The following is an 18199-nucleotide window of genomic DNA, read 5'->3' as shown; positions in this document are numbered from 1 at the left end:
GCGGCACAGAGCATAGCGTGGAAATGCAGTTAGTATCAAAGTGATTGAAAAATCATGACATTTCTGCATCAGAAGCGAACGAACCTAAGCGTTAACGAAAGGTTAAATTGAAATCTGTTGGAAACTATCCTGCTCTGAATCACGTCCGGCGTTAAACGTCATCCAAGCAAAAACAAAGCACCAGGTTACGAGTACCTATTCTGGGATCTCGTCAAATAGCCGAAGGGTATCGGATGATCTGTCGCAAGCTTTGGGGTGGTTCAAAGCTAGCGCTCAGGTTGGATATAGTCATCTTGTGAGCTCTGCAAATTGAAGGAATCCGCATATTGAGGATCCGAGTTATCCCTTCCTGCGCGAATATGCTGACCTGAGTTGGTATAGAAGAAAGGAAAGGGAGAGAACTAAACCCAATCAGTGTCGATCACGACCGCACTCGCCGCAGATGCTCGTTCCCCAGGAAAAGTTACTTCCAAGCCGCATAAAGACGTATTTTCTCCCGATATCCAGCCGCAAGTATTACACCGCCTGAGCCGGTATGGCCGATTGTCGTTGACATTCCATCACTCAAATATGGCGGGCTAAGTGTTCCATTTTACGGCTTGATTTTGGTGTGACCCGACGGTCAAACGCGGATGCTGCAAGATCGTCTCTAATTGCAGGAGGGTCCCAACCAGAACAACCATCTCTACCAAGCCGAGCTTTGAGCAACTTGGGTGTCGCCCCCATATCATCTGCATCAAGGGCACCCAGCGGGCTACTGTGAGGTTTGGACGGGGAGGCCTGAGTCGCCTAATCCGCTTTTGATTGCGCATATCGCCGATTGTTCTCTAAAAGCGAGCTTTTGCCCACGTCTTCAAGCCCTTGGTCGTAGATTTCCACCGCGCGTTGCCAGCCATCATTGTTGAAATACAGCCTCGCCCATTTCTCGTAGGCGTATACTTTAACATCGTGCGTCGTGTCGGGATCAAGAACAACCGCAACGTCGTCAATGAGTTTCAAGGCGGCGTCCGGCCTATCGTCATTGATCATCACTTCAATCCGATCAGACAGAACGTTGTCTAAAACATCTGACATGGTTTTGCTGTCGGGAAAGGTCTGTTCCATCTTCTCAACTGCAGCGAGCAAGCCAACCGGGCCATCCGCGTTGAGTGCAGTTTTGGACCATTCTTGAAAGGCATAAGGAACATTGCGTCGCAAATCGCGCGAGTCCGGAACCAGCTCAAGCCCAGCGGCATAGGCAAGCAGTGCGCCTTGCCAATCACTTTGCTCCAATCGCGCGTTCCCCCAGTCACGGTAAAGCACAATGGTGCTGCTGTCGAAATCCTTGGGCGAAAGAAACGGCCTTGCGCTCGCCAGTTGTGTCTTCGCAAGGTCAATCTCGCCGGATCGAACGGCTTCGGAGATCAGTTTCTGTATTGTTCGCGTGCCCATTTTCGCGACCTTGTTGTCGCTTGGAAATAAGATACCCAGCTTTTCTGCCGCAGTGGCCACGCCCTGAGCGCCCGATTCAGCTCCGGCCGAACGCGTCCATTCCTGCGCCACGTACGCCACGTTATTGGAAAACAGTTTGGCGTCGTTTAATTCGCTGCGGCCATTAGAATATAGTATTGCGGCTGTTTCCCAATCTTTGTCATTCATTGCGAGTTGTGCGCGATGATCAATGATTAGAACTCTGAGTTTGCGAAAGCTGTCGGGTGATAGTAGCAGCTGTGCACTTGCCAGAAATCGCTCTGCATCATCATAGTCTCCATCGCGCAGTTGCGCGTTCACCTTTCTGATAATCTCATTCTCTTCAAATCCTGGGTCTATCGCGAAGGTCGGAAACAACTGACGAAGCAAGGCGTTGACCGCTTCCAGGTCAGCGGTTCCCCCTTCTGATAGCGCAGTTGCCTGCCACCTCTGTGCAACAAAGCGCGCATTCCTAGATAGGTAATAGTCATCGGGGTGCGCTGTCAGCCCATCTGAATGCAGTTCAGCAGCCGCTTGCCAATCCTCTCCATCGATCAGCGCGCGGCTATAAGCGTTATAGGCATACGCTCCGGCGTCAAAATCGGAACCCGCTTTGGCAATCAAAGGCTGAATTTCTTGCGCCACGGCCAATGTTTCTTCCAGTGTGCGGGCTCCGAGTCCCGCATTGATTTGCATTATGGCAAAGTTTTCGGCCACGGCATCAAATTCCGCAAGGGCCGCAAATCGGTTTGATAGATCCGCAATTCTGGATAGCCCTTCGACAATTCCACCGCTGTCCTTGGCCCATTCCTGCGCAAGGAAGCGTGCCAGTCGCTGAACGCTTTTGGAGTCGGCGTCTGCGCTGAGACCCTGCATCAGCAGATCCGCAGTGACCTCATAGTCTTTTGTGCCAATCAAAGACCGCGCCTGTCGAAGATAGAGGTTTGACTGCCACTTACCAACTTCGGCTTGTGCCGCACCCTCCAGGAGATCGACCGCCCGGTTCGATATTGCAAAGGCTTGCTCCCATTCACCGCGAGATATGGCTACCTCTGCCGGCCTCAAAAAAACTGCAATGCGGTCGGGATCGAAGTTTTGGTCTGGAATCTCTTTCGCTGCCCGATCGAGTATTTCAAGCGCTGCAACATAGTCCCCCGAAGCTGATAGAGAGTCCGCCCATTTGCTCCATACCGCGCGCTGGTTTGCGGCAAGAATTTCGTCATCTGCAGACAATCGTCGGCCCAAAGCAGCAACGGCCGTGGCCTGCTCCCATTCGCTGGCTTGCCCCAGCGATCTGGCCCATCCGTTCAACGCCGCCAGTGCATTCGTGATGGCGGATGAGAATTCAGGGTCAAGGCTCATGGCGCGGAAATTGGCAAGTAGAGCTTCACGGAATTTTCCGTCGCGATAATATTCCACTCCGTGATTATAGTAGATCAACGCAGCCGTCCCGTTGCGGTCAATCTCGCGTCGTAGATCTTTGTTCGACTGGGGAATGTAGTTGAACCCTGTGAGCTCGCGGAATTCCTCGATTTGTTCACGGGCGGGTGCGAACCCACGTCGGGTCGTTGTCTCGACGTCCACATGGTCAATCCCGTCATAGAGTATTGAAAAAGCATGGTCGGGAACTTCAATAGTTCTTAGGTCCAAACCCAAACGCCAACCAAGAATGTTATACAGGGCTGCTGATGAGACACAGTTAAAAATACCTTGGTCGAGAACCGTTGATACATCCGTTTGTCGCAGTCTGTACCCGTTGGAAAACGTGTTCTCGTGCAACCATTCCAAAAGGTTTGCACCAAGCACAAAAGGGGATGCGTTCTCATCTAAATCTGCACGAATCTGGGCTTCGATCCCATCAAGCTGTGCACGGTAGGCATCGCGATCGGATTGTTCGATCACACCCGAAGCCAATAGGGCAATTTCCTCCAGATCGCGCATATCGAGCATTTCAGTCTTCGCTCGCTCAAAAATGCCCTGCTCAGCCGCTGTCAGCGAAAATCCGATTTCACCAAGAGCTTCAAGTTCTTCGATCATGGTAATCGCTGTCGCCGGAGCTTCGCCAAATGCGTATTGCGGCTCTGGTGGGCCGTCCCGGCCCATCAACCACACGTCGGTCAGGGCGAATTGTGTCTGACCGTCTGCCGGGAAAAGGCGAATTAATGCCCAGGACGCCGCGGCGGGCGCCAGCGTGATGACCTGTTCGGGCTTCAGTGCATCTATGCGTTCTTCGAACATAGATCGAAACCCGGAAGTCGGAGAGTAGGTTGAAATCAGAATATCCACTCGGGCAGGTGGCGTGTCTGAGGGATTGTTTGACAGGGCAAGAACAAGTTCCGTCGCACTGGCAACGCGTCCTCCGAAACCAATCACCACATCCACCGGTTCCCCGCCAACAATGTCAAATCGAGCGACCGTATCTGCATTGCCGTCCAACAGCGCGGCAATGGACGGCAAATGTTCCGGGGCAGTCAGATCGGCTTCAAGCACAGCGCCCTGGAGCGTTAAGAGCGACGTCGCATCTTCTTGAGCAGACGCATCGCCGGGATAACTGACACCAGCGACAAGTACGATCGGAAGCAAACAAGAATTACGTGAAAAGAACATTAGCCTACATCCCATTGGATATGAGTGCGCTGTCCTTGACCGGAGCTTTCAACGTGAAATGTGTTTCCAAATAAACAAAATACGCTTCGATGCGTGACTTCCCGTGGCGAACGAGCGATTTTCGCATCCACCATGGAAGTGCTTCAAAGTCTTTACGAAATTCGATCATACAATCGTGGAAGATCATTTCCTTCCCCTCGGCTGAACTGTAATGCGTTCTCGTCTTTACTGCATTGTCGGCATGCGAACCTCCTAGACGACCTTTTTATACTAGGCGCGCGCAGTGCATTTCGTCCACATTGTCACCTAGACTTACAACCTGACCTAACGGTGTAGTGGATAGTTTCACGCAAAAAGGGTTTCATCCCTCCGGTTGTTACTGCAAAAATCGGCTTCGTCCCTGACTGCTACTGCGGTAGTGCATACCGGCGTAAGCAAGGGACTACTGGAGGCGCCCGTCGAGCTTTGCAAATTCTGCCTACTGCGCATCGCCGCCATACTTGCGAGGCGTAACATCGTTCGGTTTGGGCAGCCAGCTTCACAAAGCCAATTGTAGCCCGATGTCACAGGCCGCTAATTGCTGGATGCTTGCTTCAGAAAACTATGCAAAATCAGTTTAAAAATTGTGCTCTCAATTTCTGGACTGTGTCACCAATTGCCGGACTGTACCCTTAATTCCAAGACTATGCATTTTGGGGATAAGTAGCGTTTCAAACTGGCTGAACAGGGAAGGTGGTTCAGCGAGCTGACAAACAATTCGCATCTGGTTGGGGTGGTGATATTGATCAACGGCAAGAAACACTGGTGGTAACATGTCATTGATTCAAATGGCGATGGGCTGGATATCCTAGTTTAATCGCGCTGAAAAAAGGGTTCAGCTAAGCGCTTCTTGCGAAAGCTGTTTTGGTGTTGGGGCAGGCCACGCCCGGGCCGATGCTTTTCAATATTGAGCGAGAGTATGCGTCCGAAGTGACCGCATGGTTGTCGCTCAGGACACGCTTTTCGGTAAAAGGTGAACAACCTGACAAAGCCAATGGAACCTATTCGCGTAGCTTTCCAACACTGTTTCTCGTCACGATGGAGTGTTCCAGAAACACTGAGCCAACCGGATATTCGTTATTCGCCAGAAGTTCCAATAACATCTCCATCGCGCGTTGCCCTATAAGGTTTCGCGCCTGGTGTACGGTCGTCAGTTCAGGTTGAAAAATTCGGGAAAACGGTATGTCGTCAAAGCCCATCACAGATATCTGGTCGGGCACGGTAAATCCATGTTGCTGAAGGCCCCGGATTACCCCCATAGCGGATTCATCGTTGGCGCAGAAAACGGCGGTGGTTCGCGGATATTGGGTGATTAACTGATCTGCCGCCTGCTCACCATATTCATAGGTGAAGCCACCGGGGATGGTGTGGATGTGGTCTGTCAGGCCGGCTTCTTCCATCGCCTGAACATAGCCAGCGCACCGGTCATTGGTCAGCGGATTGCCTTCGGGTCCGGTGACATGCGCGATTCTTCGGTGTCCCTGAGCAAGCAGATATTGCGTGGCATCGAACGCCGCTTTCCGGTTGTCGGTCCCGACATGAGCATAGCTTGCATCATCCAGTCGTTCTGAGATTGAGACGACCGGGGTGCCCTCCGGCAGCATCCCATCCGGAGGCGCGGCACCGTTCAGAATCAAAGCACCATCCGCGCGTCCGTTGCGCAGGTTTTCGAGGATATTCGCATACCGCGCGTCTTCCCCGTTGGTGTTGCCGATTAAGATCGTCAGATTGGCGCGGGTCGCAACTTCTTCGATGCCTGACAGGATCTTGGAAAAGAAGGGGTTGGAAATATCCGGCAGGATGACCAGCACCGTACCCGACCGATTTCGCCGCAGCATCTGCGCAGCAGTGTTGACACTGTACCCAGTTTCCGAGACAGCCGTGAACACAGCGTCGCGTGTTTTTTTGGAAACGATATCAGGCGATTGCAACGCCCGGCTTACTGTGGCGGTAGAGACACCGGCCACCCGCGCAACGTCCCGAACCGTGGGTCTCTTATTCGAGTTTCTTGTCATGCTGACGATTTATAGCAGCGAAAAACGAAGAATGTAATGGTTTACATAATAAATGAAATCGATTACATAGATTCGCACCGTGACATCTTCTGAGCTCTGGGGAGGGGACATGAAGCTGGGTGTGAACCTGCTGTGCGTCGGTGGGCTGATCGACAAGGCGCGGCTGGAGTTTTGCCAGCTCGCTGCCGAAGCAGGGTATGACGGTGTTGAAATTCCAGTCCTTGAAGGGTCCGCCGATCACTATGCATGGCTGGGGGCTGAGCTGGATGCGCTGGGGCTGGAACGGACCTGCACAGCGATTGTCCCTGATCCCAACGCAGACCCGACCAGTGCCGACCCAGATATCCGGGCGGGCGGTGTTGCTCATCTGGACTGGATACTGGACTGCGCGACAGCACTGGGTGCCGAAACCATCGGCGGGCCCTTTCATGCGCCGATCGGGCATTTCACCGGCAGCGGGCCAACCGCTGACGAATGGCAGCGCGGTGCCGAAGCGCATCACCGAATGGCTGAAAAAGCGGCTGAGCGGGGGATGCGACTGGCGCTGGAGCCTCTCAACCGATTTGAAACCCATTTTCTGAATACGGCCGAACAGGCAGCGCGGTATTGTGACTTGGTCGAGCATCCCGCGTTCGGGATCATGTACGACACGTTCCATGCACATATCGAAGAAAAGGATCAGGCGCAGGCGATTGCAGCACTCTCTGGCCGGATCAACGTTCTGCATATCTCGGAAAATGACCGCGGCACGCCTGGAACTGGGCAGATCGACTTTGGCACGATCTTTACGGAGGTGAAGAAAACCGGGTTCGATGGCTGGGTGGTGATGGAGGCCTTTGGTGCAGGTGTCCCGGAACTCGCTGCGGCCACCCGCATCTGGCGCCCGATGTTCGAAGACCACCCGCAGCTGTTTCACGATAGTGCTGCGTTCATTCGTAAGGGCTGGGCGGAGGCATGAGCAGTGATGTCATCTTTGAGATGAAGGGGATCACCAAGGTCTTTCCGGGGATCAAAGCGCTGGACGCTGTCAGTTTTTCGGCGCGCCCTGGCGAGGTCCATGCCCTGGTCGGAGAAAATGGCGCAGGCAAATCCACGCTGATGAAGGTACTGTCCGGCGTGTATCAGGCAGAAGAAGGCGACATCTTTCTGCGCGGCCAGAAGGTGCGGTTTCAGCACCCGCTGGAATCCCTCGCTCAAGGTGTCAGCGTAATCTATCAGGAGTTTTCGTTACTGCCGGACCGGACCGTGGCCGAGAACATCTTTCTGGGCCGGGAGCCCACGCGTAGTTGGGGCCTGTTGGACATCGACAGGATGCGGCGCGAAACGCAGGAGGTGTTGGCGTTGTTTGGGGATCGCCATCGCTTTGGCCCGGACACCTTGGTCAGCGATCTGGACGTCGCGCAGCAGCAAATGGTCGAGATTGCCAAGGCGTTGTCGCTTAACGCACAGGTGATCGTCATGGACGAGCCGACGGCGGCGTTGAACGATGCCGAATGTGATCTGCTGTTCCAACTGATTGACGATCTGCGCGGGCAGGGGCGGTCGATTGTCTATATCACCCACCGCATGCGCGAAATTCGCCGTCTGGCCGATCGCGTCACTGTCATCAAGGATGGCAAGGTCGCGGCCGCATTCGATCATGTGCCGGAAACCGGTCAGATCGTCGAAGCCATGGTCGGGCGTGACATTGGGCATTTCTACCCCGAACCCGCGACGCCGGATGAGGTTGGCGAGGCCGTGCTGACTGTGCGCGGGGGAGGCAATGACCGCCTGTTCGACATTGAACTGGACTTGCGCGCGGGTCAGATCACCGGGTTTGCGGGCGTTCAGGGTGCGGGCCGTACGGCACTGGCGCTGGCGCTGTTTGGCGTGGAGCCGTTCGAAACTGGTGCGGTGACGGTTGAGGGGGAACCGGTCCGGCTGACCAATCCGCGCAGCGCCGCCAAGGCCGGGATCGCCATGCTGCCCGGCGACCGCAAGGCCGAGGGGTTGATGCTGATGCAATCGGTCCGTGACAACGGCATGATCTCGGCGCGGGCGTTTTCCGAGGCTCTGGGCGCGCCGAACAAGTCGCCGATTGCGACTCTTGATCAGATGGATGCGCTGTTTGATGCGTTTGATTTACGTGCGGCGAATTATGAGGTCGAAATTCAGTCTCTGTCCGGCGGCAACCAGCAAAAGGCTATCGTTGCACGCTGGCTGTCGCTGGCCCCGAAGATTCTGATCTTTGTCGAACCCACCCGTGGCATCGACGTCAACACAAAGGCCGGGATCTACGCCCAGATGCGTAAGCTGGCGCAAGAGGGGGCGGCGGTCATGGCGATCTCGTCTGATTTGCCCGAAGTTCTTGGCATCTCGGACCGGGTTCTGGTGATGAGCGACGGCAAGATCGTGGCCGAGTTCGGATATGGCACCAGCGAGGCCGAGGTCATGCATGCCGCGACCGAGGCGCATCTGGAACTGGAAGCCTCATGAAGATCGGCAAACCCCGGAACCTGGCAGCTCTTGCGCCGTTTCTGTTGCTGCTGGTGGCGGTAGCGATCTACGTCATTGTCGCGGTGGCGACCGGGCAGACGCAATATCTGACCGCCGAAAACCTTCTGGGCCTTCTGGGCCGCTCAATTGCGCTGGGGATCACGGCGATTGGGCAGACCTTTGCCATTCTGATCGCGTCCATCGATCTGAGCGTGGCGAACCTGATCTCGGTATCTGCGGTGTTGGCCTCGTCCATCATGTCGGGCGATCCGTCGATGATGCTGCCGGCGATTGCCGCCGTCCTGGCGGTGGGCGTTGTGGTTGGCCTGATCAACGGGCTGGTAATCACTCAGTTCGAGGTCAACCCGTTGATCGCCACCCTTGGTATGGCGCTGATCCTGCAGGGGCTGTTGAGTGCTACGTTCAACAATTTTGCCGGGGAAGTTCCGGAAGAGTTTCAGGTCTTCGCCTATGGGCAGGTCGGGGGCATCTCGATCAGCCTGATCTTTCTGATCGCCCTGGCGGTGGTCGCCTGGGTGTTCCTGCGCTTCACTCGTGCAGGATCAAACATCTATTCGGTTGGTGGCAATCCGGATGCGGCCAAATTGGCCGGTATGCGCACCGCGCGCGTGGTCATCATGGCTCATGTGATCTGCTCGGTCTGCGCAACCATAGCGGGGCTGTATCTGGCCAGTCGCCTACGCTCGGGCGCGCCGTGGATCGGGCGAGACGGCGTCTATGATCTGGAATCCATCGCTGTGGTTGTCATCGGAGGCACCGCCTTGTCCGGCGGGCGTGGGGGCGTCTGGGGTACTCTGATGGGGGTGATGATCTTCTCGCTGATCGACTCGATCTTCAACATCGCGGGCGTCGATGCCTTTGCCAAACAGATCCTGCGCGGGGTTATCATCGTAGCCGCCGTTGCCGTCTATGCCGTGCGCAGCCGGAGGATCGAGGCATGATGGCGCGGCTGAAGCAGATGAATCCTGTCTTTCTGGTGCTGGCGCTGTTGTTTGTGGCGATTGCGATCCTGTCGCCGTATTTCCTGCAGCCGACGGGGTACATGAATTTCCTCAAACGTGCGGCACCGATTGCGATCCTGGCGGTGGGGCAGCTTTACGTCATCAACTCGGGCGGGTTTGATCTGTCGGCAGGAGCATTGGTGACGCTGACGGTGATCGGCAGTTCGATCCTGCTGGACGGGGATGCCAGCGCGACGTGGTGGGTGATCCTTGTCATGCTGGGGTTGGGCGTGATCGTGGGCACGGTGAACGCACTGGTGGTGTCGTGGCTCAAGGTGCCGTCGATCATCGCCACGCTGGGGATGATGATCACGCTCAGCGGTGTGGCCCTGACATGGTCGGGAGGTGCTCCGCGCGGGTATCTGCCAGAGAACTTTCGGTTCTTCGGCCGCTACCTGATCAAAGATCTGCCGCTGATCAAAATCCTGCCCGTCGCGGTGATCGTGATGGTCGTAGTCTGCGTTGCCATGTGGTGGCTGATGCACCGCACCAATTATGGCAAGCGCTTGATTGCGATGGGCGACAATCCAAAGGCCGCATTGCTGGCCGGAATCCCACTCACGGAAACGCGGATTGTCGCCTTTATTATGTCCTCGATCTCGGCCGTCATGGCTGGGATCTTGCTGGGCGGCTTCGCGGGCGTATCCACAGATGTGGGCGTCGGGCTGGAGCTTCAGGCGATCACCGCCGCCGTCATCGGCGGTGCACAATTGCTGGGCGGGCGCGGCACCGTAGGAGCCACTATTGCGGGGGCGCTGGTGTTGCAGGCGATGTTCACGCTGCTCAACATCCTGGGCTTTCCCAAACCCATTCGCGACGTGGTGCAGGGACTGATTTTGATCTCGGCGGTGGTGATCGCCGGATACCGACGACGCCGATCCGGGGGATAGGCGCCCGAAACTATTCAGAGGAGGAAACAAGAATGATCAACAAATTCACGGCAACAGCCCTGACTACGCTAGCGTTGGCCTTGCCCGCCCAAGCGCAGAACTTCGACGACCCGGCCGAGTTTGCAAAACAAAAAGACATGCTGGGCGCAACCGCCAATGGTGATGCCGCAACCCCATGGTTGCAACACTATGGCGATGTGATGGCCGATACCTCGGGCTTCAAGAAGGACGGCCCGCATACGATCTGTTTTTCGAACGCAGGCGTGAACAACCCATGGCGCGTGGTCGGTTGGAATACCATGCAGGCCGAGGTCGAACAGCATGACAGCATCGCCGAGTTCGTTGTGACCGACGCCGAGGGCTCGGACGACAAGCAGATCGCCGATATCGAGGATCTGCTGGCCGGTGGCACTTGTGACGCCCTGATCGTGTCCCCCAACACGACCGCAGCCCTGACCCCCGCTGTGGAAAAAGCCTGCGAACAGCTGCCCGTGATTGTGTTCGACCGAGGTGTGAACACCGATTGCCCGGTCACGTTCATCAAACCGGTTGGCGGATATGGCTTTGGCATCCAGTCCGGTGAATTCATCGCCGCCAACGCGCCCGAAGGCTCGGACGTGCTGATGCTACGCATCCTGCCTGGTGTAGACGTTCTGGAAACCCGGTACTCCGCTGCGAAACGCATTCTGGAAGAGGCCGGTCTGAACATCGTCGGTGCGGAATTCACCGATGGCGACCGCGCCAAGACCAAAGCGATTGTCGAGGATTATATTCAGCGCGGCACCCAGTTGGGCGCGGTCTGGATGGACGCGGGCGCAACTTCGGTCGCGGCGATTGAAGCCTTCGAGGATATGGGTTTGGACGTGCCGATTGTGACCGGCGAAGACCAGCAGGATTTCCTGCAGAAATGGCAAGAGATCGGCTTGAACACCATCGCGCCGACCTACCCGACCTATCAGTGGCGCACGCCTATTCTGGCGGCTCTGAAAATTCTGGATGGCGAAGCGATCCCCGGACCTGAATGGAACCTGCCGCAGCCGGCAATCACCAACGACAATCTGGCCGATTTCGTGAACCCGTCGATGCCGCCGCTGCACTATGCGGCTTGTGGCTGCGAAGGCATGCCGGGTTACCCCGAACGCTGGGGCGGCAAGTAATTGCCTGAACCCGTCAGGCCCCGGTCGGGGCCTGACATACAGGATATTCATGGGAGGCTGATATGCCGGGTGCGATCAAAGGACCGGGGTTGTTTTTGGCACAGTTTGCGGATGACGCGGCTCCGTTCAATTCGTTGGGGTCAATTTCGGAATGGGCAGCGGGTCTGGGGTACAAGGCTGTACAGATCCCGACATTTGACGGGCGGCTGTTCGATCTGGACAAGGCCGCCGACAGCCAGACCTATTGCGATGAGATTGTCGGCACCTGCCGCGATGCGGGCGTTGAGGTCAGTGAGCTGTCGACTCATCTGCAGGGACAGCTTGTTGCCGTCCATCCCGCCTATGACCAGTCTTTCGATGCCTTTGCCCCCGAGACCGTGCACGGCAACCCGCAGGCGCGACAGGATTGGGCCGTCGATCAGGTCAAAAAGGCCGCCATCGCCGCGCGGCGCATGGGGCTGGATACCACGGTCAGCTTCACCGGATCGCTGGCCTTTCCCTATCTCTATCCGTGGCCACAACGGCCTCAGGGCTTGATCGAAGAAGCTTTCGCCGAGCTTGCCCGGCGTTGGCGTCCGATCTTCAACGCGTATGCGGAGCAGGGCGTGGCTATTGGCTTCGAAATCCACCCCGGCGAGGATGTGTTCGACGGAGCGACCTTTGAGATGTTTCTCGATGCCGTTGGCGGGCACGAGGCCTGCCGCATCAACTACGACCCCTCGCATTTCTTGCTGCAGCAGATGGACTACCTAGAGTTCATCGACCTCTATCACGAGCGCATTTGCGCCTTTCACGTCAAGGATGCCGAGTTCAACCCGACCGGTCGCCAAGGCGTCTATTCCGGCTATCAAGGCTGGACCAACCGGGCAGGGCGGTTCCGCAGCCCCGGCGACGGGCAGGTGGATTTCGGTGCGATTTTCTCGAAGCTGACGCAATATGGCTATGACAGCTGGGCGGTGTTGGAATGGGAATGCTGCCTGAAATCCCCCGAACAGGGTGCAGCCGAGGGCGCGCCCTTCATCGCGCGCCATATCATTGAAACCACAGATAAGGCCTTTGACGATTTCGCGGGCGGTGAAGTGGATCAGGCCATGATCCGATCCATGCTGGGGCTGGACCAGTGATGCCTTTGAAACTGGGCATGGTTGGTGGTGGGCAGGGCGCATTCATCGGAGGTGTGCATCGTATCGCGGCCCGGCTGGACGGGCAGTGGCATCTGGTAGCGGGGGCGTTGTCGTCGGACCCGAAGCGGGCCGAGGCTTCGGCCAAAGAACTGGGGATCGAACGGTCCTATTCCGACTTCCGCCAGATGGCACAGGCCGAGGCCGCACACGCGGACGGCATCGACGCGGTGGCCATCGTGACCCCGAACCACATGCATGCGGACCCGGCAATTGCGTTTCTTGAAGCTGGGATTCATGTAATCTGCGATAAGCCACTGGCGTCCACAGTCAGGGACGCCGCGCGGATCAAGGCAGCGGTGGAAACGTCGCCTGCGCATTTCATTCTGACACATAATTATACCGGCTATCCCATGATCCGGCAGGCGCGTGACATGGTGCGCTCGGGTGATCTGGGCAAGCTGCGGCTGGTACAGGTGGAATACGCGCAGGACTGGCTGACCGAACCCGCCGCGTCCGATAACAAACAGGCCGATTGGCGGACCGACCCGGAGCGGTCTGGGGCCGGAGCCATCGGCGATATCGGCACCCACGCGTTCAATTTGGCGCATTTTGTGACCGGCGAAGTCCCCTCGCACCTTGCCGCCGACCTGTCCAGTATGGTTTCGGGCCGTCGGGTGGATGACAACGCCCACATCCTGTTGCGCTATGCCAGCGGCGCGCGCGGTATGCTATGGGCCAGTCAGGTGGCAGTGGGGAATGAAAACGGTCTGCGTTTACGTGTATATGGCGAATGCGGCGGCATTGAATGGTCGCAAGAACATCCAAATCACATGACGTTCACGCGATTTGGGCACCCAAGTCAGACCATGACGCGTGGTTCTGCTGCTACGTCCCAAGCATCGAGGGCAGCCACACGCGTACCCCCAGGACACCCTGAAGGCTATCTGGAGGGGTTTGCGACTTTGTATGCGGATGCCGCGGCCCTGATCCGGGGGGATCAGGGGGCGCAAAATCTGTTGCCAGGTTTGAACGATGGAATGCTGGGTATGGCCTTCATTGCCAGCGCCTTGAAATCTTCAAAACATGACGGGAGATGGATCGATATCCAATGAAAGAACCAATCTCCCACAGTTTCGGAGCTTGGCGTATCGAAGTGGTGCGATAGGAAAGATGCGCATGAAAATCAGGATGCCACAGCCAAGGTTGGGATCGCCATCAGGAAAAAGGGCCTGAATAATCGAACTGAAACCTCGCACTGGTACGCCTGCCGACGAGAGAAGATCATGAGGCACTACAGGTCTCCCAATCAGGGCACGATTTCTCTTAGCCTATGAGCAAACCACTGCTCTGCTCCGCCCAAAAAAATTTCACCGCTATTCCGTCAGATCTTAACGCTACGCCCGCGCCGATGCTTTCAATATTTGGCAAGAGTATACATCCGAAGTGATCGCATGATTATCGCTCAGGACATGCTCTTCGGCAAAAGATGAACAACCTGACAAAGCCCTTCAAAAAAGGGGGGCGTGGCCGAAAGATTGGTCGAACCAAGGGCGGCATGAACACCAAATTGTACGCGGTCTGCGACAGCCAGTGGCGTCCACTCAACTTGTTCGTCACTGCCGGACAGGTCAGTGACTACATCGGTGCACGGGCCATGCTCAGCAGCTTGCCGAATGTGGAATGGCTGCTCGGAGATCGGGGCTACGACGTCGGCTGGTACAGTAAGGCGTTGAAAGACAAAGGGATACGAGCCTGCATCCCTGGTCGGAAACAACGAAAAGCAACCGTTCAATACGACAAACGCTGCTACAAACGGCGTAGCCAAAAGCACAAGACTACTGGCGAGGACTCCGTAAAGTTTTGAATGTAGTCACTCTCGAAGATGCAGCTTTATAAGCACACTCACATTTGTTGTAGAACTGCCAATACTACAGCAATTGAACCATTTTATTTTTTTCAGGTCGCACGTAAGCTGCGCTGGTGCGAACCCGGATCCACTCTGAATTGAACCTTTAACTCAACGCTCAGTTATGAACGACAGTCCAGACACGAGTTGCCTCAATCCAAGCGCTGCGCCTGCAAATATTGCGGCGAATGTTACGGGTGCGCTGTAGGCCAGAAGTGAGAAGGCAGATATGCCTTGCCCGACGCTGCACCCAACCGCGATGATCGCTCCTGGACCCATAATCGCCGCGCCTAGCATTTGCCGCTTGAGCTCACGCGGATCTTCGCAAGCTTCCCATCGGAAATGGCCTTTAGACCACGACCCCCAGAATGCGCCAATGAGAACGCCAGAAACTGATCCGACCGCAAAGGACAACGTGTTTCCAGACGCTGTCATAAGGTAGAGCATCGTGTCACCAAGGGGTGCAGCGAAGGTATGGGTTTGCACCGGCTCACCGTCGAAACCGTTTGTCGCAACCCAATTCGTACCAAGCCAGCCTGAGACGATCGCTAGTCCGACGACAGATCCCCAAAATACTTGCGCCGGTGTACGGCGGAAGCGCTGGTTCGCCAAAGCAAAGATCACCAAAGCGATGCCGATGACAGCGCCGATGAGCCAAGCTGGAATAGAGGTCAGCCGCTCGGTCAGGAAGCTAATGCTCTGCGGGTCACGCAGGTCCATTTCCACTGGAAAGGCCCAAACCCGCAGATATGCGAGCGGCCCGGACATCACGACGTAAGCAGACAGACCCATGATCAAAACGATGACAAATGATCTAAGGTCGCCACCTCCCAGCCGTGCCAGCGCGCCATAGCCGCAGTTTCCGCTGATGGCCATTCCGTAACCGAACATAAGGCCACCCACGATCGAACCGAGTGGGTTCCAGGTCTGCGCAAGGTACCTTGTTCCGACAGGATCAAGCCATCCCAACCCTATGGCTGCATGGCTGCCGACAATCGCAACACCGATTGCAATAGCCCACATGCGCAGCCGTCGGTCATCATCTGCGTAAAGGTAGTCTTCAATTGCACCCAACGTGCAAAAACGGCCGATGCGCGCAGCCAGCCCCAATACGATGCCACCAATCAAACCGATCAGAGCAACGGTATTTGCGTCTCCCAATGCTTCGAACATTGCCAGTCTCCTCCCAAAGCTGGCGGTTTTCTGAACGGCTTCTACTTCTCCCTGCAGAAAAGATCGTAAACGACTTCCAGAATTTGCGTCGATCGATCATCAGCCAATCTGTAGTAAATCGTTTTCCCCTCACGCCGCGTTTTCACTAAGCCTTCAAAGCGCAAGCGGGATAGTTGTTGAGACACGGCAGCCTGACGTGCCGAGAGCATTTCTTCCATCTGCGTGACAGATTTTTCCCCTGACGACAGATAACACAAAATCATCAGGCGCCCCTCGTGGCTGATTGCCTTGAGGAAACTTGACGCCGTCTGAGCATTCTCCATCATTCTGTCCATGTCTTCGGCGCACATGTCCTTGGAGAACACAGGCAGTTTCGAAGATTTGTCCAACAAGATCGCCTCGCTTTCTTGGCTTCACGCATTCAAAACAGTTTATGTAATCTGCCCCAATTTATCCAGAGGTCTCAAGCGGCGCCCCTGCGTCACGCAGCAAAACGCCCAGCAAACCCCAGAAAAAGTCTTCACCGGGATAGCCTTCGATCCGGCCGACTTCTTGACCGTTGTCCAGCAGAACAAAGGTTGGTGTGAAGTAGAGAGATCGCTCCAACGCTATGCCATCAGGTAGGGCCTCATGAATATCGACGCGCTGAAGCGGAGCGGCATTTCCTTCGGGTGTCTTGGGGTAGATCTCTGAAATTTCGGCGTCCCATCGGGCACACCACATACACCCTTCTTCTTCTGCCATCAGAAGCGCCATTTCTGCCCGTGAAATCCCGGGGCAAACAAGCAAAAAACTCGCAAGCAAAAGCAGAAATAGGTGGCGCATCTCAAGCTCCGATTGACTGCAGTAATATATCTTTATTATTTTGAATGTGTGAATGATAGCGCGTCAGGACAGGTTTGACCATGCTCGACATTACATTTGCAGGAGCTTTGGTCGCAGGACTGCTATCCTTTCTGTCGCCCTGCATCCTACCGATTGTGCCGTTCTATCTGAGTTATCTGGCGGGGGTTGGGATGGAGCAGATATCTGCGGGTTCGTCTATCTCCGCTGATGTTCGAAGCAGGGCGACGCTTTCTGCAATCGCATTTGCAGTGGGGATCATAACGATCTTCATGGCGCTTGGGGCGACGGCTTCGATATTTGGACAGCTGGTACGAGAGTATTTCGACATCCTGCGTTGGATCGCAGCGGCGATCATCATTGCGATGGGTCTGCATTTCCTGGGTTTCGTTCGCATCGGGTTCCTGTATCGCCAATTTCGTGCAGACGTCGGTGAGACATCAAACGTAAGTCTGATTGGGGCCTATGTCCTTGGATTGGCATTTGCTTTTGGCTGGACACCCTGTGTTGGGCCGGTCCTTGCTGCGATCCTGTTCACGGCGGCCGGAACCGAAACAGCCTGGCGTGGTGCGGTGCTTCTGTTTGTCTACGGGGTTGGAATGACCGCACCGTTTGTTCTAGCGGCCTTTCTGGTTCGCCCCTTCATGCAGTGGATGGCGCGGTTCAGGAAACACTTGCCCCTCATCGAAAAGACTATGGGTGGCTTTTTGATACTCTTCGGCACCCTCATCGCAACCAACTCCATCAATAACATTGCACAATGGATGCTCGACCACATGCCATGGCTTGCAGCCATAGGTTAATTCGGGAGGAAGACATGAAACGAGCTTTGTCAGTTTTAATCGCTTGCCTGATAGGCGGGGTAGTTTCCGCCGCTGAGCTGGGCGACGACGGATTGCATAAGACACCGTGGATGCGCGACACGTTCAAAGACCTCCGCGAGGATCTTGAAGAGGCCTCAAGCGAGGGCAAACGGTTGGTACTATTCATTGAACAGCAGGGCTGCATCTATTGTAAAAAGATGCACGAAGAGGTGTTCCCCCAGCCTGACCTGGAGGCGTTTATCGAAGAGAATTTCTTTGTCGTCCAACTGGATTTGCATGGAAGCACTACGGCCACCGACTTTGACGGGGAAGAGAACGAGCAAAGAGCGCTGATGCGCAAATGGGGGATTCTGTTTACTCCAACGCTTGTATTCCTGCCAGAAGAGGTGCCCGAGGGTGCCACAGCCATCGATGCCGCGGTCGCTGTAATGCCCGGAGCGTTCGCCAAGGGAACAACCTTAGATCTTTTCACCTGGGTCGATGAGAAACGATACGAACTTGATAATGGTGAAGATTTTCAGCGGTATCACGCGCGTCGCATTCAAGAGCGAAACAATGTTTCACAAGATTGAGCGCTACTGTTATAAATAAAAAAATTCATTATAATGAATTTAATGTTGCGACAGGCGGTACTCGTCGACTACGGTACACAAAGGCTTTGGGTCGCAAGGCGCC

General features: G+C 55.7%; 14 protein-coding genes and 1 pseudogene. 10 read left to right on the top strand and 5 right to left on the bottom strand.

Annotation, left to right across the window (positions count from 1 at the left end):
* Positions 1-789 precede the first annotated feature (789 nt).
* Both ACR0AZ_RS13285 and ACR0AZ_RS13280 read right to left on the bottom strand, forming a co-directional pair.
* Positions 790-4056 (bottom strand): transglutaminase-like domain-containing protein, encoded by a 3267-nt coding sequence (locus ACR0AZ_RS13285; RefSeq protein ID WP_480667635.1) that lies wholly within the window; start codon positions 4054-4056, stop codon positions 790-792.
* A 1040-nt stretch (positions 4057-5096) separates the two neighbouring features.
* Complete coding sequence (locus ACR0AZ_RS13280) at positions 5097-6110, bottom strand: LacI family DNA-binding transcriptional regulator (RefSeq protein ID WP_480472239.1); 1014 nt, start codon at positions 6108-6110, stop codon at positions 5097-5099.
* A 109-nt stretch (positions 6111-6219) separates the two neighbouring features.
* Between ACR0AZ_RS13280 and ACR0AZ_RS13275 the strand changes: the two genes are divergently transcribed.
* The 8 genes and pseudogenes from ACR0AZ_RS13275 to ACR0AZ_RS13240 all read left to right on the top strand — a co-directional run.
* Positions 6220-7068 carry a sugar phosphate isomerase/epimerase family protein gene (locus ACR0AZ_RS13275; RefSeq protein WP_480658998.1) on the top strand — a complete coding sequence of 283 codons (849 nt, stop codon included), beginning with the start codon at positions 6220-6222 and terminating at the stop codon, positions 7066-7068.
* Positions 7065-8585, top strand: coding sequence for a sugar ABC transporter ATP-binding protein (locus ACR0AZ_RS13270; protein WP_480667634.1), 1521 nt, complete (start codon positions 7065-7067; stop codon positions 8583-8585). The genes ACR0AZ_RS13275 and ACR0AZ_RS13270 overlap by 4 nt, the downstream gene beginning before the upstream one ends.
* Positions 8582-9547 (top strand): ABC transporter permease, encoded by a 966-nt coding sequence (locus ACR0AZ_RS13265; protein ID WP_480472242.1) that lies wholly within the window; start codon positions 8582-8584, stop codon positions 9545-9547. Before ACR0AZ_RS13270 ends, ACR0AZ_RS13265 begins: the two co-directional genes overlap by 4 nt.
* Entirely contained in the window at positions 9544-10497 is a 954-nt protein-coding gene (locus tag ACR0AZ_RS13260; RefSeq protein ID WP_480658994.1) for an ABC transporter permease, read from the top strand. Before ACR0AZ_RS13265 ends, ACR0AZ_RS13260 begins: the two co-directional genes overlap by 4 nt.
* Before the next feature lie 32 nt (positions 10498-10529).
* Entirely contained in the window at positions 10530-11654 is a 1125-nt protein-coding gene (locus ACR0AZ_RS13255; protein WP_480472244.1) for a substrate-binding domain-containing protein, read from the top strand.
* Between the two features lie 62 nt (positions 11655-11716).
* Positions 11717-12778, top strand: a complete 1062-nt coding sequence (locus tag ACR0AZ_RS13250; RefSeq protein ID WP_480472245.1) for a sugar phosphate isomerase/epimerase family protein — start codon at positions 11717-11719, stop codon at positions 12776-12778.
* The gene (locus tag ACR0AZ_RS13245; RefSeq protein WP_480472246.1) at positions 12778-13890 is read left to right on the top strand and encodes a Gfo/Idh/MocA family protein; all 1113 of its coding nucleotides are present in this window, start codon (positions 12778-12780) and stop codon (positions 13888-13890) included. The genes ACR0AZ_RS13250 and ACR0AZ_RS13245 overlap by 1 nt, the downstream gene beginning before the upstream one ends.
* 398 nt (positions 13891-14288) lie before the next feature.
* Positions 14289-14603, top strand: a pseudogene (locus ACR0AZ_RS13240) (transposase); the annotation flags it as partial.
* 192 nt (positions 14604-14795) lie between these two features.
* Here the strand turns inward: ACR0AZ_RS13240 and ACR0AZ_RS13235 are convergent.
* From ACR0AZ_RS13235 to ACR0AZ_RS13225, 3 genes are all read right to left on the bottom strand, one after another.
* On the bottom strand, positions 14796-15857 hold the full coding sequence (locus ACR0AZ_RS13235) for a YeeE/YedE family protein (protein WP_480472247.1): 1062 nt from the start codon (positions 15855-15857) through the stop codon (positions 14796-14798).
* A 41-nt stretch (positions 15858-15898) separates the two neighbouring features.
* Positions 15899-16207 (bottom strand): ArsR/SmtB family transcription factor, encoded by a 309-nt coding sequence (locus tag ACR0AZ_RS13230; RefSeq protein ID WP_170543314.1) that lies wholly within the window; start codon positions 16205-16207, stop codon positions 15899-15901.
* A gap of 100 nt (positions 16208-16307) precedes the next feature.
* Complete coding sequence (locus ACR0AZ_RS13225) at positions 16308-16601, bottom strand: hypothetical protein (RefSeq protein ID WP_480667633.1); 294 nt, start codon at positions 16599-16601, stop codon at positions 16308-16310.
* Positions 16602-16762: 161 nt separating this feature from the next.
* On the opposite strand from ACR0AZ_RS13225, the gene ACR0AZ_RS13220 reads away from it, so the two are divergent.
* Together ACR0AZ_RS13220 and ACR0AZ_RS13215 are read left to right on the top strand one after the other, a co-directional pair.
* Entirely contained in the window at positions 16763-17503 is a 741-nt protein-coding gene (locus tag ACR0AZ_RS13220; protein WP_480667632.1) for a cytochrome c biogenesis CcdA family protein, read from the top strand.
* Between the two features lie 14 nt (positions 17504-17517).
* Positions 17518-18096, top strand: a complete 579-nt coding sequence (locus tag ACR0AZ_RS13215) for a thioredoxin family protein (RefSeq protein ID WP_480667631.1) — start codon at positions 17518-17520, stop codon at positions 18094-18096.
* The last annotated feature ends 103 nt before the right edge of the window (positions 18097-18199 follow it).

Source organism: Ruegeria sp. BE3 (assembly GCF_056538865.1).
Note: the sequence above shows the minus strand (reverse complement) of the source record. Positions and strands in the feature narration are given on the sequence as shown.